12 protein-coding genes are annotated in these 13,983 nt (G+C 60.5%); 3 read left to right on the top strand and 9 right to left on the bottom strand.

Annotation, left to right across the window (positions count from 1 at the left end):
* Positions 1-95: 95 nt before the first annotated feature.
* Positions 96-734: a MarC family NAAT transporter gene (locus tag FEM41_RS17165; RefSeq protein WP_138097412.1), complete on the bottom strand. Its 639-nt coding sequence runs from the start codon at positions 732-734 to the stop codon at positions 96-98.
* Between the two features lie 269 nt (positions 735-1,003).
* Between FEM41_RS17165 and marR the strand changes: the two genes are divergently transcribed.
* From marR to FEM41_RS17150, 3 genes are all read left to right on the top strand, one after another.
* Positions 1,004-1,438 carry a multiple antibiotic resistance transcriptional regulator MarR gene (marR, locus tag FEM41_RS17160; protein ID WP_138097411.1) on the top strand — a complete coding sequence of 145 codons (435 nt, stop codon included), beginning with the start codon at positions 1,004-1,006 and terminating at the stop codon, positions 1,436-1,438.
* A 25-nt stretch (positions 1,439-1,463) separates the two neighbouring features.
* Positions 1,464-1,874 carry an MDR efflux pump AcrAB transcriptional activator MarA gene (marA, locus tag FEM41_RS17155; protein WP_138099237.1) on the top strand — a complete coding sequence of 137 codons (411 nt, stop codon included), beginning with the start codon at positions 1,464-1,466 and terminating at the stop codon, positions 1,872-1,874.
* A 64-nt stretch (positions 1,875-1,938) separates the two neighbouring features.
* The gene (locus tag FEM41_RS17150; RefSeq protein WP_138097410.1) at positions 1,939-2,139 is read left to right on the top strand and encodes a hypothetical protein; all 201 of its coding nucleotides are present in this window, start codon (positions 1,939-1,941) and stop codon (positions 2,137-2,139) included.
* 2 nt (positions 2,140-2,141) lie between these two features.
* Here the strand turns inward: FEM41_RS17150 and urtE are convergent, their stop codons facing one another.
* Genes urtE through atzF form a run of 8 tightly spaced genes read right to left on the bottom strand, consistent with a single transcriptional unit; the run spans position 2,142 to position 13,815 of the window.
* A complete protein-coding gene (gene urtE, locus FEM41_RS17145) occupies positions 2,142-2,840 on the bottom strand; it encodes an urea ABC transporter ATP-binding subunit UrtE (protein ID WP_138097409.1) in 699 nt (232 codons plus the stop codon).
* A gap of 19 nt (positions 2,841-2,859) precedes the next feature.
* Positions 2,860-3,657 (bottom strand): urea ABC transporter ATP-binding protein UrtD, encoded by a 798-nt coding sequence (urtD, locus tag FEM41_RS17140; RefSeq protein WP_138097408.1) that lies wholly within the window; start codon positions 3,655-3,657, stop codon positions 2,860-2,862.
* Positions 3,650-4,732, bottom strand: coding sequence for an urea ABC transporter permease subunit UrtC (urtC, locus tag FEM41_RS17135; RefSeq protein WP_138097407.1), 1,083 nt, complete (start codon positions 4,730-4,732; stop codon positions 3,650-3,652). Before urtC ends, urtD begins: the two co-directional genes overlap by 8 nt.
* Positions 4,729-6,309 carry an urea ABC transporter permease subunit UrtB gene (gene urtB, locus FEM41_RS17130; RefSeq protein ID WP_138097406.1) on the bottom strand — a complete coding sequence of 527 codons (1,581 nt, stop codon included), beginning with the start codon at positions 6,307-6,309 and terminating at the stop codon, positions 4,729-4,731. The genes urtC and urtB overlap by 4 nt, the downstream gene beginning before the upstream one ends.
* A 25-nt stretch (positions 6,310-6,334) precedes the next feature.
* Complete coding sequence (urtA, locus tag FEM41_RS17125) at positions 6,335-7,609, bottom strand: urea ABC transporter substrate-binding protein (RefSeq protein ID WP_138097405.1); 1,275 nt, start codon at positions 7,607-7,609, stop codon at positions 6,335-6,337.
* Positions 7,610-7,638: 29 nt separating this feature from the next.
* A complete protein-coding gene (locus tag FEM41_RS17120; protein ID WP_138097404.1) occupies positions 7,639-8,334 on the bottom strand; it encodes a GntR family transcriptional regulator in 696 nt (231 codons plus the stop codon).
* Between the two features lie 36 nt (positions 8,335-8,370).
* Positions 8,371-11,979 (bottom strand): urea carboxylase, encoded by a 3,609-nt coding sequence (uca, locus tag FEM41_RS17115; RefSeq protein WP_138097403.1) that lies wholly within the window; start codon positions 11,977-11,979, stop codon positions 8,371-8,373.
* Positions 11,980-11,988: 9 nt separating this feature from the next.
* Positions 11,989-13,815 (bottom strand): allophanate hydrolase, encoded by a 1,827-nt coding sequence (atzF, locus tag FEM41_RS17110; protein ID WP_138097402.1) that lies wholly within the window; start codon positions 13,813-13,815, stop codon positions 11,989-11,991.
* Positions 13,816-13,983 lie beyond the last annotated feature (168 nt).

Raw genomic sequence — 13,983 nt, 5'->3', positions numbered from 1 at the left:
GCTCACTCAGGTCATGCAAAGAATATAGTTTTTATTCTCTTGATTTAACCTGATATTAACAACCATGTTTTTATTGTGCCTGACGCCCCGCGGAATTAATGATATTGAGAGACGATCTCCAGCACGCCGTTAATAATAAACTGCACGCCCATACAGACCAGCAGGAAGCCCATCAGTCGGGAAATCGCTTCAATTCCCCCCTTTCCCACCAGCCGCATAATAGTGCCGGAGCTACGCAGGCAGGCCCACAGAATCAGGCTGACGCTAAGGAAAATCAGTACCGGCGACACCAGAATCACCCAGTCAGGAAAATCGATACCATGCTTCACGGTAGAGGCTGAGCTGATGATCATGGCAATAGTGCCTGGCCCTGCTGTGCTGGGCATAGCCAGTGGGACAAAGGCGATATTGGCTGTAGTGGTCGGCTCTTCCCCACTGGCGCTGGCAGGCGGCGGAAACAGCATTCGAAAGCCGATAAAGGCCACAATGAGCCCGCCGGCAATACGCAGACCTGGAATCGAAATCCCGAAGGTGCTCATTACCAGCTGACCGGCATACCAGGCCACCATCATAATGGCGAAGACATACACAGAGGCCATCAGCGACTGGCGATTACGCTCTTCGCTGTTCATTCCCCCCGACAGCCCCAGAAACAGCGCAACGGAAGTCAACGGGTTTGCCAGCGGTAATAACACCACCAGGCCAAGACTAATGGCTTTAAACAGATCCAGCATCGTCGCTCCTCATTAACGACCCGACAAAGAACCGGCCAAAGTATATGGACAAATCGCCGGTCAGACCAGCCATCATCTGTCAGTAAAGGTAAGGTTTTAGCCTGCTTTGTGGCCTAAATAACAGGTTATAAAGACATATTCAGACATATTTTTTTATATTCACGAAACGCTTTAGCAGAAAGTGTTATCACCTTGTGTAAGTTAGTTGACTTACTCTTTCCTGGGCAATAATATCTTCCGTGACTAATGTACTTGCCTGGGCAACTATCTTGAATAAATCGAGCGATCTGTTTAATCAAATCGTCCCTTTAGGACGCCTGATCACGCTGGCTAACCAGCATAAAGATCGCTTGCTGAATGACTATCTTTCCCCACTGGGTATTACTGCATCGCAGTTCAAAGTGCTGTGCACCATTCACTGCGATGTCAGTACCACACCGGTGGAGTTAAAGAAGAGATTATCGGTAGACCTGGGGGCCCTGACCCGCATGCTCGTTCGCCTCTCCTGCAAGGGCTGGATCGAGCGTCTGCCGAATCCCAATGACAAACGTGGCGTGCTGATTCGCCTCACGCCTGCCGGCGTTGAGCTGTGCGAACGTTGTCATCAGCTTGTAGGGCAAAGCCTGCACCAGGAATTAACAAGAAATCTTACGGCGGATGAGGTGGTTCATCTTGAATGCCTGCTCAAGAAGATTCTGCCGTAAAAGTATAATTATATGAGGTGAGATGATGTCCAGACGCAATAATGATGCGGTCACGATTCATAGCATTTTGGACTGGATTGAAGACAACCTGGAGTCCCCGCTCTCGCTCGATAAAGTCTCCGAGCGTTCCGGCTACTCCAAATGGCATTTACAGAGGATGTTTAAGAAAGAAACCGGCCATTCGCTGGGTCAGTATATTCGCAACCGGAAACTCACCGAGATTGCGCAGAAACTGAAAGAGAGCAATGAGCCGATTCTCTATCTGGCCGAACGCTATGGTTTCGAATCCCAGCAGACGTTAACCCGTACCTTTAAGAACTACTTTTCGGTACCGCCCCATAAGTATCGGGTGACCAATATGCCGGGCGAATCACGCTATCTTTATCCGCTGAATCACTATCACAGCGGCTACGGTTATAACGGTTGCAACAGCTAAATGGCCCTTCGGCAGGCTTTTCACGCCTGCCGGTCTCCAGTGAGTAACTCCCGTCAGGTTCACAATGAAACGTATATTGCCCCTGGCCGCGCTGCTGGTCGCCCTTCCCGTTAGCGCGCTGGCCGAACCCTGCCTGCCTCAGCCGCAGGCATCACGTAATGCTATGATTATGCCCGGCCATATACCCTGGGAGGGAATGGACCCCAGCGCCGGAAGCGACGACCCGGCTCAACTGGACGTTCCGCTGTACCACATTCAGGGCTGAGGCTATATCGCCACCATGGCGCGTACGCCGTCAGCCTCCATATCAGCGCCCTTTCCCTGCTGAATGATGGCCCCGCGCGACATCACCAGATACCGATCCGCCAGCTCTGCGGCAAAATCATAGAACTGCTCCACCAGCAGAATGGCCATATCGCCGCGATCTGCCAGCTGGCGAATGACTTCGCCAATTTCGCGGATCACCGAAGGCTGGATCCCCTCTGTAGGCTCATCCAGGATCAGCAACTGCGGCCGGGTCGCCAGCGCCCGACCGATAGCCAGCTGCTGCTGCTGACCACCGGACAGATCGCCGCCGCGTCGTTCCCGCATTTCAAACAGCGCCGGGAACAGATTCCAGATCTCATCCGGCACCTCCCTGGCCTGCGCGGCCGGAAAGCGCGCCAGCCCCATCAGCAGATTCTCTTCCACCGTCAGACGGGGAAAAATTTCGCGCCCCTGCGGCACCCAGGCAATACCTGACTGCACCCGCTGGTGCGGGCGACGGCGGACGATCGCCTCCCCCTGCCACAGCACCGAGCCGCTGTGAGCGGGAACCAGCCCCATCAGGCAGCGCAGTAGCGTGGTTTTACCGACCCCATTACGCCCCAGCAGGCAGGTGATTTCACCGATGGGCGCTTCCAGTGAAACGCCGCGTAAAATATGGCTGCCGCCGTAGTACTGATGTAAAGCGGACACCTGTAGCATAGGCTCTCCCCGTTAATAATTAGCGCCCCAGATAGACGTTTATCACTCGCTCATCCGCCTGAACCTGAGCCAGCGAGCCTTCCGCCAGCACCTGGCCCTGATGCAGTACCGTGACCCTGTCGGCAATGCTTTCCACAAACCCCATATCGTGCTCCACCACCATCATGGAGTGGCGCCCCGCCAGCTCGCGAAACAGTTCGGCGGTCCATGCCGTTTCGGCATCGCTCATCCCCGCCGCCGGTTCATCGAGCAGCAGCACATGCGGCTGCTGCACCAGCAGCATACCGATCTCCAGAAACTGCTTCTGGCCGTGGGAGAGCGCCCCCGCCAGACGGTTGCGCTCTGCCCCCAGCCGCAGCAGCGCCAGGGTTTCGTCAATGCGATCGCGCTGTTCGCTGTTCAGACGCGCCCGCAGGCAGGCCCAGACCGATTTGTCACCCTTCTGGGCCACCTCCAGATTTTCCGCCACCGTCAGCGCGTCAAACACCGTCGGCTTCTGGAACTTGCGACCAATGCCGCGCCGGGCGATCGCGACCGGATCCATCTGCGTCAGATCGACGCTTTGATCGTAAAGCACGCGCCCCCGATCCGGCCGGGTTTTACCGGTGATCACATCCATCAGCGTGGTTTTTCCCGCACCGTTGGGCCCAATCACGCAGCGCAATTCCCCAACGCCGATCTCAAACGACAGATTATTCAGGGCCTGGAAGCCATCAAAACTGACGCTGATGCCATCGAGTTGCAGAATCGGGTCGCGCTGGCGGCGGTAACGGTCCGTCGCCAGCGCACGGGTATAAGGCAGCGGTTGTTCAGTCATCGTTTTTTCCTCCCCGGCGCCACAGCCCCATCACGCCGCGCGGCAGAAACAGCGTCACCAGAATAAAAATCAGCCCCAGGAATAACTGCCAGTATTCCGGCATCCAGACGGTGAACAGGCTCTTCGCGCCGTTAACCAGCCCGGCGCCAATAACCGGCCCAACCAGGGTACCGCGCCCGCCCAGCGCCACCCAGATAGCCGCCTCGATCGAATTGGTGGGCGACATTTCGCCGGGATTGATAATTCCCACCTGCGGCACGTAAAGAGCGCCAGCCAGACCACAGAGCACCGCCGACAGCGTCCAGACCAGAAGCTTGAAGCCAAAAGGGTTATAGCCGCAAAAGCGCAGCCGCCCTTCCGCGTCGCGCATGGCCGTCAGCACCCGGCCAAATTTGCTGCGCGCCAGGGCAAAGCCCAGCGCCAGCGAAGCCAGCAGCAGGATAACGGTCGCCAGGAACAGCAGGATGCGGGTCGAGGTTGCGGTCAACGGCGCCCCCAGCAGCGTGGTGAAACCGGTAAAGCCGTTATTGCCGCCGAAGCCGGTTTCGTTGCGAAAGAACAGCAGCATTCCGGCCCAGGTCAGCGCCTGAGTCATTATCGAGAAATAGACCCCTTTAATGCGCGAGCGGAAAGCAAAGATGCCAAATACCAGCGCCAGCAGACCCGGCACCAGCACCACCATCAGCAGCGACCAGGCGAAGTGTTCACTGCCCCACCAGTACCAGGGCAGGCTCTCCCAGGAGAGGAAGCCCATAAAGGCCGGCAGACCGTCACCGGCCGCCTGGCGCATCAGGTACATGCCCATCGCATAACCGCCCAGCGCGAAGAACAGCCCGTGGCCCAGGGAGAGCAGCCCGGCATAGCCCCACACCAGATCCAGCGCTACAGCTACCACCGCGTAGCAGAGGATCTTCCCCACCAGCATCAGGCTCCATGTCGAGAGCGCCAGCGGATGACTGGCAGGAAGCAGCGCCAGAAACGGCATCACCAGCAGAGCGGCCACGGCAAGGCTTGCCAGCCAGCGCGTCAGACGCGGCGCCCGGCGGCTTAGCGTCAGGGTTAAAGGTTGCGTCATTCGGTTATCCTCCCTTTCAGGGCGAACAGCCCCTGGGGTCGTTTCTGAATAAACAGCACCACCAGCATCAGGATCAGGATTTTGCCCAGTACCGCCCCAACCTGAGGCTCCAGCAGTTTGTTAAAGATCCCCAGGCTAAAGGCCGCCACCACGCTGCCCGCCAGTTGCCCGACCCCGCCCAGTACCACCACCAGGAAGGAGTCGATGATATAACCCTGGCCAAGCTCCGGACCGACGTTACCCAGTTGGGTCAACGCCACGCCCCCCAGCCCGGCAATGCCGGATCCCAGACCAAAGGCCAGCATATCGACCCGCCCGGTGGGTACCCCGCAGCAGGCCGCCATGGCGCGATTCTGGGTTACGGCGCGAATATGCAGCCCCAGTCGGGTACGGTTCAGAATCAGCCAGGTAAATCCCAGTACCAGCAGCACGAACAGCAGTACCGCCAGCCGGTTCCAGGGCAGGATCAGATTGGGCAATACCTGGATGCCGCCAGAAAGCCACGCCGGGTTCGCCACTTCGACATTCTGGGGACCGACCAGCATCCGCACTCCCTGAATCAGCATCAAACTAATGCCCCAGGTGGCGAGCAGCGTCTCCAGCGGTCGCCCGTAGAGGTGACGAATCACCGAGCGTTCCAGCAGCATGCCGATGGCCGCGGCCATCATAAAGGCCACCGGCAGCGCAGCCAGCGGCCACCAGGCCAGCCACTGGGGCGCCCACTGGCTAAAGGCATTCTGTACCATCCAGCCCGCATAAGCGCCCAGCATCAGCATCTCGCCGTGGGCCATATTGATAACTCCCAGCAGGCCATAGGTAATGGCCAGCCCCAGCGCCGCCAGCAGCAGGATCGATCCCAGCGACAGGCCGCTGAAAATCTGGCCCAGCAGCTCTCCCATCTTCAACTGGCGGGCGATGTTATCCAGGCTGTGCTGCGCGGCAGTGCGTACCGCAGCCACCGGCTCCCGGGCCGGGTCGGTCAGCGGCGTTAATCGGGCCTGCATTCGGGGATCGCCGCGACCGCCCAGCCGTTGCGCCGCCTGCAGGCGGCGCCCGGCGTTGGGGTCATTTAACTGCAACACCGCCAGCGCCATCTGGAGCGCTTCACGCACGCCGCCGTCGCGCTCCTGCGTCAGCCGGCGGTTCAGTAGCGGCGCCATCTGCGGTGTGGCTTCGAACATCAGCGCCGTGGCGGCGCGCTTTCTTTCAGTGACATTGTCACTAACCAGCCGATGGCTGGCCAGCGCCGCAGCCGTCAGATTGCGTAGCCGGTTGGTCAGACGCACCTTCTTTAGCGTCCCTTCCGACCGGATCGCCATCCCCAGCGCCTTTCCCGAATCGTCGAAGGCGTGCCCTGCCTCGTCTTTATTCAACACTTCCCCGGCCAGCGCCTGGAGCAGCGGCAAACGCGCAGGCTCCGGCGCCGCCGCCCAGCGTTCCAGCAACTGCGCCTGCTGGCTGCGGCTGGCGGCGATAAAAGCATCGGCATCCGGCGTAGCACTCCAGGCGGCCAGCGGCGTTACGGCCAATAGCGTCAGCAGCAGACATCGCCGTACCCAAACCCTGATGATGCTCATGAGTTCCCCTCCCGACGGTGGTCGGTTATTGCGCGCTGGCGGCTTTCACCGGCGTATCGCCCTTCTGCTTATTCCCCGGCAGCCAGGGGCTCCACGGCTGAGCGCGCACCGGCTGTTCGCTTTCCCATACCGGGTTAAACTGGCCGTTGCTTTCTATCTCGCCAATCATCACCGGCTTATGCAGATGGTGGTTGGTGGCATCCATGGTCAGGGTAAAGCCGGATGGCGCCGGGAAGCTCTGGCCCGCCATGGCGGCCCGCACCTTATCCACGTCGGTGGTTCCCGCCTTTTCCACCGCCTGGGCCCACAGATGAATGCCGACGTATGTCGCTTCCATCGGATCGTTGGTGACCACCGTGTCAGCGTTGGGCAGTTTGTGGCTGCGGGCATAGGCCTTCCAGTCAGCGACAAACTTTTTGTTGGTGGGATTATCCAACGATTCAAAGTAGTTCCAGGCCGCCAGATTGCCGACCAGCGGGCGGGTATCGATGCCGCGCAGCTCCTCTTCTCCCACCGAGAAGGCGATAACCGGCACATCGGTAGCTTTTACCCCCTGGTTAGTCAGCTCTTTATAAAACGGCACGTTGGAATCGCCGTTAATGGTGGAGATAACCGCGGTATTACCGCCCGCAGCGAACTTCTTAATGTTGGCCACAATGGTCTGGTAGTCGCTGTAGCCAAAGGGGGTGTAAACCTCCCGGATGTCGTTATCCTGCACCCCTTTGGCATGCAGGAAGGCGCGCAGAATCTTGTTGGTGGTACGCGGATAAACGTAGTCGGTGCCCAACAGGAAGAAGCGCCGTGCGCCGCCGCCGTCTTCACTCATCAGATACTCCACCGCCGGAATCGCCTGCTGGTTAGGCGCCGCGCCGGTATAGAAGACGTTCGGCGACATCTCTTCCCCTTCGTACTGCACCGGGTAGAACAGCAACCCGTTCAGCTCTTCGAATACCGGCAGTACCGACTTACGCGATACCGAAGTCCAGCAGCCGAACACCGCCGCCACCTTGTCCTGACTCAGCAACTGGCGCGCTTTTTCCGCAAACAGCGGCCAGTTCGAGGCGGGATCCACCACCACCGGCTCCAGCTTTTTGCCCAGCACGCCGCCGCGGGCGTTAATCTGGTCGATGGTCATCAGCGCTACTTCTTTCAACGGCGTTTCAGAGATAGCCATGGTGCCGGACAGCGAATGCATGATGCCCACCTTAATGGTGTCAGCGGCCCGGACGCTGACGCTGAATCCCATGGCGAACAGCGGGACGGATAAGGCCATGGCCTGTAATAAGGTACGTCGCTCCATAAGTCACTCCTGTCAAAATGCTGTGTGGGTTAACGTTTTTCCTGACGCGCCTGATGCAGCGCATGCAGGGTTATCTGACGAACCTCCTGCTGACTGCGGGCAATGTGTTCCCGCAGCAGGCGGCACGCCTGTTCGCCGCGCCGTGCGATAATGGCCTCAAGAATGGCGGCATGTTCGGCGTAAGTGGCGCTGACCCGCGGCGGCTGGGTGAAATCCATGCGCCGTACAATCCGAATCTTTTCCGTCAGTTCGCGGTGGATACGCGCCATTTCGGGATTACCCACCATCGCCACCAGGGTCATATGAAACTGTTCGTCGTAATGCGCCACCTCGCGGCCATCCGCCAGCGGCGGCGCTTCTATCCAGAACTGACATAACTGGCGCAGCGGCAGTGGCATGACCTGCTCCGGGCGCTGACACAGGCGGTTGACCGTTTCCAGCTCCAGCACCACCCGCAGGTCGTACAGCGCTTCCAGATGGTGAAAGTCGATGGGGCAAACCCGCCAGCCGCTGCGGGGCTGCACTTCCAGATAGCCTTCCTGCGCCAGGGCATAGAGCGCCTGGCGTACCGGCGTGCGGCTGGCGCCGTAACGCCCGGCAATGTCGTTTTCGCTGAAGCGGTCGCCCGGCAGCATCCGAAAGTCGAAGATGGCCTGTTTCACCAGGCGATAGACCCGTTCGCCCTGACCTTCGCTCATCGTTTTTAGCGATTTCCGATCGCTCATGGCCTCTCCCCTGAGTTTAGTTTGTGACAATGTCACTTAACTGGCGCGATCGAGCCACAGCAGCGCATCCCCCGGCCCTACAGGCCGTCCCGCCAGGCAACTGATATGGGTGACGGTGCCGTCACAGGGCGCAGAGACCATCAGTTCCATCTTCATGGCTTCCACCACAATCAGCGGTTCGCCCTGTTTCACCTGCTGGCCTGGCTCCACCAGAATCTTCCAGATGTTGCCGTTGAGATCGGCGCTAACCAGTTCGCCTTCCCGCCCTGCTGCCGGAATCTCGGCCATATTGAGCGGGCTTTCCGGCGCCTGCTGCGGGTAGCTGCACCAGTGCGCCACTTCCGCATCGAAGGCGCTCTGCTGACGCTCGCGAAACCCGGCAATGTCAGCGGCGTTTTCGCTCAGCATCCGGCGGTATGCGGCAAAGTCGAATTCGCTCTCTTCGATGCGAATCTGCGCCCGCCCTTCGCGGAACGCCTCGCGCTGCTGCATCAGTTCCGCCTCGCTGATCGGATAGAAACGCACCTGGTCGAAGAATTTCAGTAGCCAGGGCTCCCCGGCAAACTGCGGATTCTTCAGGAAGCGATTCCAGACAGGCAGCGTGCGCCCCACCAGTTGGTAACCTCCCGGCGAATCCATGCCGTAGATGCACATATACATGCCGCCAATCCCCACCGTGCCTTCCGCAGTCCAGGTCCGGGCCGGATTATATTTGGAGCTCAGCAGGCGGTGGCGCGGATCCAGCGGTACTGCGCAGGGGGCGCCGAGATACACATCCCCCAGTCCCAGCACCAGGTAGCTGGCCTCAAACAGAATGCGTCTGACCTCGTCGCGATCGGCCAGTCCGTTGGCGCGGCGAATAAACTCGACGTTATCCGGCAGCCAGGGGGCACTGTCGCGCACCGTTTCCCGGTAGCGCGCCACCGCCGCCAGGGTGGCGGAATCCTCAAAGGCCATGGGCAGATACAGGATGCGTGAGGGAATTTTTAACCGTTCCACGTCGCCCAGCGTCTGCTCCAGCGCCATGAGCCGTGTCATCAGCGCCTGCTGGCTTAACCGGCTGTTGTCGTAGCGCACCTGAAGCGACCGCACGCCGGGGGAAAGTTCGAGAATGCCTGCCGGTCCGCGATCGTTGAGCGCCGACATCAGCAGATGCACCCGTAATCTCAGGGCCAGATCCAGCACGTTATCGCCGTATTCGATCAGCAGGTAGCTGTCTCCGGCGCGCCTCACCACCATTGACGGCAGGCTGTCGCTGGCCGCCCGGCTGGCCAGAATTGCCGTGGGGCCATGCGCTGTGGCTACGTGATTGACGACCGTCGGCGCTTTCAGGGTTTTCAGCGCCTGCTCCTGAGCCTGTAACCGCTGGCTGGTTTCTGATTCATCCATCAGACGAAAGCGAATGCGATCCCCGGGACGTACCTGCCCCACCTTCCATAACTCCGCCCGGGCAATGGTGACCGGACAGACAAATCCTCCCAGACTTGGCCCGTCCCGGGTCAGGATCACCGGGAAATCACCGGTGAAGTTCACCGCGCCGATAGCGTATTCGCAGTCGTGGATATTGGACGGATGCAGCCCCGCCTCGCCGCCATCGTCACGGCTCCAGTCTGGCTCCGGGCCACTCAGTCGCACGCCCAGGCGGTTGGAGTTGTAGTGCACTTCCCAGTCGCTGTTAAAAAAGCGTTCCATCGATTCGGAGGTAAAGAAATCCGGGGCGCCATGGGGACCGTACAGTACGCCGATCTCCACCCGCTCGTCATAGTCGGGGATCAGAGCCGGATCCACCGCGCACGGCTCAGCGACCGGCGGCGGCGTGGTACAGGCAGGCAGATCAGGGCGGGAGATAGCCAGCACGTCTGCCACTTTCAGCGTACGTCCGGCATGGCCGCCAAACTGCCCCAGGGCAAAGGTGGCGCGACTGCCCAGATATACCGGCACATCAATGCCGTTACGCACCGCCAGGTAGCCCCGGCAGCCGCTCTGTGCCCGACCCAGACGTAATACCTGCCCGGCCTGAACCCTGACCGGCTGCCAGCAGGCCAGCGGTCGTTCATCCAGCCGCGCCTCGCAGTCTGCGCCGGTCAGGGCGATAACCGCCGCACTGTGAAAACGCAGCGTCGGCCCCTCCAGGGTGAACTCCAGCCCGGCGGCGGAGGGATCGTTACCGACAATGCGGTTCGCCATGCGGAAGGCAAAATCATCCATCGGCCCTGAAGGCGGAACGCCGATATGCCAGTAGCCGGTGCGGCCCGGAAAGTCCTGTACGCTGGTCCAGGTGCCCGGAGACAGTACCTCGATGGCATGAGGCTGATAGCGCACTTCATCCAGCAGACGGGTACTGGCCTCACCGCGCCGGAAGGCGTCAAGGGTGACTATCTGACGCAGATAGTCCAGGTTGGTGGCGATACCGTGCAGGCGGGTTTTCTCCAGAGCACGTCTGAGCTTTTCCAGCGCCGCCTCGCGGTCTTCTCCATACACGATAATTTTGGCCAGCATGGGATCGTAGTACGGCGTGACTTCGCTGCCGGTGCTGACCCAGCCGTCCACCCGCACATCGTCCGGGAAAAAGACTTCGGTCAAAACGCCCGGGCTCGGCTGAAACTGACGTAGCGGATCTTCGGCATAGAGGCGTACCTCCATGGCCGCCCCGCGCGGCGATTTTTCCAGCGCAGCCCAGTCGGGTGAGGCTCCGGCTGCCACCTGGAGCATCGCGGCTATCAGATCGACACCGGTGACCATTTCGGTGACCGGATGTTCGACCTGAAGGCGGGTATTGACCTCCAGAAACCAGAAGCTGTCGCTTTCCGGTTCGTAGATAAACTCCACGGTGCCGGCACTGCGATAATTGACCGACTGCCCCAGTCGAATGGCCGCATCGTGCATGGCCTTGCGGGTTGCGGCAGGCAGCCCGGGAGCGGGGGTTTCTTCCACCACTTTCTGGTTGCGGCGCTGTAGCGAACAGTCGCGCTCCCCCAGCGCCACCACGCGCCCCTGACCGTCACCGAAGATCTGAACCTCGATATGGCGCGCCCGATCGATACAGCGTTCAATGAACACCCCGTCATCGCTGAAAAACTGGTCGCCCTGGCGGCGGACGCTCTCCCAGGCGGCCAGCAGTTGCGCTTCACCTTCACAGCGCAACAGCCCGATACCGCCGCCCCCGGCGGTGGTTTTGAGCATCACCGGCCAGCCGACGTTCCGGGCGGCAGTACAGGCGGCTTCGGGGCTTTCCAGCAGACCGCTGCCTGGCGTCATCGGCAGCCCGGCCTCGCGGGCCAGCTCCCGCGCCCGGTGCTTCTGACCAAAATCGCGAATCTGTCGCGGCGTGGGGCCGATAAATACCAGCCCGGCCGCAGCGCAGGCGCTGGCAAATTCCGCGCTTTCAGAGAGAAAACCGTAGCCGGGAAAGATGGCCTGAGCGCCGCTTTCCCGGGCCGCGGCCAGAATTTTATCGCCGTTAAGATAGCTTTCCGTCGCGCTGTCGCCCCCCAGCGCGATGGCGCTATCCGCCATACTGACGTGGGGCGCATTGCGATCGGCATCGGAAAACACCGCGACGCTGTCAATGCCGCAGCGTTGTAGCGTGCGGATGGCGCGGCAGGCTATCTCGCCGCGGTTAGCAATCAGAACCCGGGTAAACATGGTCGCTCCTTACTGTCCGTTATGGCTGTCGCGGGCGAGCCAGGCACGCCAGCCGCCCCATTCGCTGATGTTGGTGGCCCCTTCTAATCCCAGGGGTTCGCAGATAAACCCTTTTACCTGGCGACCATCCGCCAGTTGCAGCGAACCAATACCCAGCGGCGCCGGAACTTCCGCCACGAATTCGCCAAAGCGCGCCAGCGGCACATCCCACAGTTCCACCTCAATGGCGTTGCCACCCGGCGCCCGCACCAGCCCGGGTTTGGGCGGCGTGGTATTCGCCAGGGCATAAAGACGGTAGTCAGGCGCTGTGATGGTCTGTTCGATGAAGACGGCGTCGCGCCCGGTCAACTGGTGGTTTAACGGCATGCCGCGCAGATGAGCGCCCACCACCGCCAGCCGTACATGGCCGGTTGACGGCAGCGCCGCTTCCGGCAGCGTTGCCGGGGCGCGCCCGGTAGCGCCGACGGGCAGCGCCAGCGCCTGCTGCCAGCGCTGGCCAAAATGGGCCAGCGCCGCATCATGCCAGGCTGGGGCAATCAGTGTGATCCCTGCCGGTAGTCCGTCTTCGCGGAAGGAGGAAGGCAGCGCCAGCGCGCAGAGATCCGCCAGATTGGTGAAATTGGTGTAGGTGCCGAATTCGGCGTTGTAGCGTACCGGCTCCTGTGCCATCTCTTCCAGGGTGCGGATGGTGGGTGATGTCGGCACCAGCAGCGCATCAAAGCCCGCCAGCGCCTGGTGAATCTGACGGCTCAGTTGCGCGCGCTGATACCCCGCCTGCCAGGCATCGCAGGCGCTGTAGCGGTATCCCTGTTTCACGATGGTGCGCACCGTGGGATCCAGCGCCAGGGGATTTTTTTCCAGCAGATCCCTGACCGCCAGCGTACGCTCGGCAACCCAGGGGCCGGCATAGAGCTGCTCCGCCAGTTCACGAAACGGGGTAAAATCCACCGGTTCGAGCGTTACGCCCAGCGCGCTCATCTGCGCCAGCGCCTGGTTGAAAGCCTGTTCGTTCTGGCTGTCGCCGCAAAAGGTCAGTTTGTCCGGAATGGCGAAGCGTGGACGCTCGCTCAGGCGTGCCGGTGCGCAATAAGGATCCTGACGTGACCAGGGATCGTCAGGATCGTAGCCGCCCGCAATGTCGGCCACCCGCCGGGCATCCTCCACCTGGAGCGCAAAGACCGAGATACAGTCCAGGAACTGGCAGGCGGGAACCAGCCCGCGGTTAGAAAGCCAGCCGCGGGTCGGTTTCAGGCCGACAATATTGTTAAACCCGGCAGGCACCCGCCCGGAGCCCGCAGTATCCGTCCCCAGCGAGAACAGGGTCAGCCCCCGGGCCACCACCGACGCTGAACCGGAACTGGAACCGCCGCTCACATAACGCTTATCAAAGGTATTGGTCACCGCGCCATAGGGGGAACGGGTACCCACCAGGCCGGTGGCGAACTGGTCGAGATTGGTTTTTCCCACCACGATGGCGCCCGCCGCTTTCAGGCGCGCCACCACTGCGGCGTCCTCATGGGGATGGTAGAGGAATTCCGGGCAGGCGGCGCTGGTGGGAAAACCGGCTACGTCAATATTGTCTTTCACCGCAAAGGGCACCCCGAACAGCGGAAATTCCCGGGGTTCGCGCCCTCCTTCCGTCACGGCCCGCAACAGCGGCGCAAGCTGTGCATCGATCTGCTCGCGGGAAGCCAGGGTAATCCAGGCATTATCATCCTGTCGGGCCAGGCTCAGGAACTGCGTATAGATATTTGCCAGTTGCGATGGACTGGCCTGATAAATATCCAGCCACTCGCCAATCGATAATACCGGCAGGCTGTCAACACCATTCGACATGCCAGGTCTCCCATCTGGTATACAAGTTGGGATACCTGTTGCAAGGCGGATGCCAGAATTAATTTATGCTTAATAATCAGGGAGTTTTATTTTACCGGCGGGAGGAAAGATTTTATTTCGCGCTATGGTGGTGCGCACCGGTTAATGATTTGCACGTTTTTTAATCAT

It is taken from the genome of Jejubacter calystegiae, from assembly GCF_005671395.1.
GTDB classification, from domain to species: domain Bacteria; phylum Pseudomonadota; class Gammaproteobacteria; order Enterobacterales; family Enterobacteriaceae; genus Jejubacter; species Jejubacter calystegiae.
This window is presented reverse-complemented; position numbering and strand designations above follow the sequence as displayed.